General features: G+C 66.2%; 2 protein-coding genes. Both read right to left on the bottom strand.

Annotated elements, in window-relative coordinates:
• A partial coding sequence (locus MOV75_RS33865) for a chemotaxis protein CheW (protein WP_247007514.1) occupies nt 1–203 on the bottom strand: 203 nt, incomplete at its 3' end.
• 29 nt (nt 204–232) lie between these two features.
• The coding region (locus MOV75_RS33870; protein ID WP_247007515.1) for a hybrid sensor histidine kinase/response regulator at nt 233–2,648 on the bottom strand (2,416 nt) is incomplete at its 5' end.

Raw genomic sequence — 2,648 nt, forward strand, 5'->3', positions numbered from 1 at the left:
CGCATGTCGACCACGGTGACGATGCGGCCGCGCAGGTTCAACACGCCGGCGATCTCGCGCGAGGACAGCGGCACGCGGGTGACACGCTCGGGCATGAACACGTCCTGGACGCGCGAGATCGGCAGGCCGAACAGCTGGCCGCCGATCATCGCGGTGACGTACTCGACCATGGCGCCTTCGCTGGACTGGGTCTTCTTGCTCATATGCGTACCTCTTGATCCCTGTCCTGCTCTTAGGCCGCTGCCCGGCTCAGCTCGGAGGCGCCGGCGGCACCCGCGGTCTGTTCCTTCAGCGCCGCGATCAGACCGGGACGGTCGAACTTGGCGACGTAGTCGTGGAAGCCGGCCTGACGGCCGCGCTCGATCGCCGCCGGCGACACCAGGGCGGACAGGCCGATGATCGGCATCGAGCCCAGATTGTTGTCGGAGCGGATCACCTCGGCGAACTCGAACCCGTTCATGTCGGGCATCTCGATGTCGGTCAGCACCACGTCGAAGCTCTGCGCGCGCAATGCCGCGAGGCCCTCCTGCGCGGTCGGCGCGGTGCGGACGCGGTAGCCGGCCGCCTTCAGGACGGGCGCCAGCATGTTGCGGAAGAAGGCGCTATCGTCGACCAGCAGCACCGACTGCGAATGCATCGACGGCTTCATCTCCTTGCGGGTGAACCAGTCGGCGAACGCCATCGGCAGGAAGTGGCCGACGTCGATCACCTCGGTGGCCTGGCCCTTGATCACGGCCGAGCCCAGAATGCCCTGGCTGGAGCCGCCGACCTCGATGTTGAGCCGTTCCTCGACGATGTCGATGATCTCGTCGACGACGAGGCCCATGGAGCGGCCGTCGTCGGCGAACACCAGGATCGGCTGGGCGCCCTGGCTCGCAATGGTGACGCCTTCCATGGCGATGAGCGGCATCAGCTGCTCGCGGTACTGCACCATGTAGCGGCCGTTCGAGAACTCGATCTTGTCGGCGGGCAGCTCTTCCAGGCGCGTGACCAGCCCGAGCGGGACCGCCTTGGGCTGGGACGAGCCGGCGCGGAACACCAGCAGCGAAGTGGTCTGCTCGCCCGAGCCGATGTGATGGGCGCCGTTCTCGTCGCCCATGTCATGGGCCGAGGAGCCGGCGGCGCCGAGCGCCTTGGCAATGCCGTTGGGGTCGATGATCATGATGACCGCGCCATCGCCCAGGATGGTGTTGCCGGAGAACATGTCGATGTGACGGAGTTTTGTGGACATCGGCTTCACGACGATCTCTTCCGTATGGAAGACACCATCCACGACGATGCCAAAAGTCTGGCTGCCGACCTGGGTCACCACGATGAAGCCGTTCTCGGGATCGGAGGCCGCGCCGTCGTCGATCTTGAGGAGCTTCTTCAGATGGATCAGCGGCAACAGCTTGTTGCGCAACCTGAGCACCGCGGTGTCCTTGATGCGCTCGATGCGGTGCTCGGAGTTGGCGCGGGCCCGCACCAGCTCGACCACCGAGAGCTGCGGGATGGCGAAGCGGTCGCCGGCGGCTTCCACGATCAGGGCCGAGACGATCGCGAGCGTCAGCGGGATCTTGATGGTGACGGAGGAGCCTTCGCCGGCCACGCTCTTGATGTCGATGGTGCCGCCGATCTGGTCGATATTGGTGCGCACCACGTCCATGCCGACGCCGCGGCCGGAGACCGAGGTGATGGCGGCCGCGGTCGAGAAGCCCGGCGCGAAGATGAACTTGTGGATCTGGGCTTCGCTCATCTTCTCGAGCTCGGCCTCGGTGACGAGACCTGACGAGATCGCCTTGGCCTTGATCTTCTCGGTGTTGAGGCCGCGGCCGTTATCGGCGATGCAGATGATGATGTGGCCGCCCTCGTGATAGGCGGAGAGGCGGATGGTGCCCTGCTCGCCCTTGCCGCTGGCAAGACGCTCGGCGGGGGTCTCAAGGCCATGATCGGCGGAGTTGCGCACCATGTGGGTGAGCGGGTCCTTGATCAGATCGAGCACCTGGCGGTCGAGCTCGGTGTCGGCGCCGTGCATCTCCAATTCGATCTGCTTGCCGAGTTCGCTGGAGAGATCGCGGACGATGCGGGGCAGCTTCTGCCAGGCATTGCCGATCGGCTGCATGCGCGTCTTCATGACGCCCTCCTGCAGCTCGGCGGTGACGTTGGACAGGCGCTGCAACGGCACCTTGAACTCGGTGTCCTCGTTGCGGCGGGAGATCTCCAAGAGCTGGTTGCGGGTCAGCACCAGCTCGGAGACCATGGTCATCAAATGCTCCAGCGTATCCACGTTGACGCGGATCGACTGGTTGGCGATGCGGTCGCCTTCGCCGACAGCCTCGTCGGCCATCGACTTCTTGACCGCGGGCTTCTCCTTGGCGGGCTTTGCGGCTTCCTTGGCAGTTTCCTTGGCAGCGGGCGCTTCAGCCACCGGCGCGGGCTCGGCTTTAGCAACAGGCGCAGGCGCGGGCGCTTCGATCGCGGTCTCGCGGAAGGCGCGCTCGAGCTCGTCGAGCGAGACTTCGCCCGGACGGAGCGGACGCTCCAGGGTCTGGTCGATCAGCGAGCCCGTGGTCATGTCTTTTGCCGGCGCAGGCGCGGCAGCTACAGGTGCTTCCGGCACCAGCGGCGGGGCGTCAGCGACGGGAGCAGCGCTACCGGCCGCCATGGCG

The sequence above is a fragment of the Bradyrhizobium sp. PRIMUS42 genome (genome assembly GCF_023006515.1).
GTDB lineage: Bacteria > Pseudomonadota > Alphaproteobacteria > Rhizobiales > Xanthobacteraceae > Bradyrhizobium.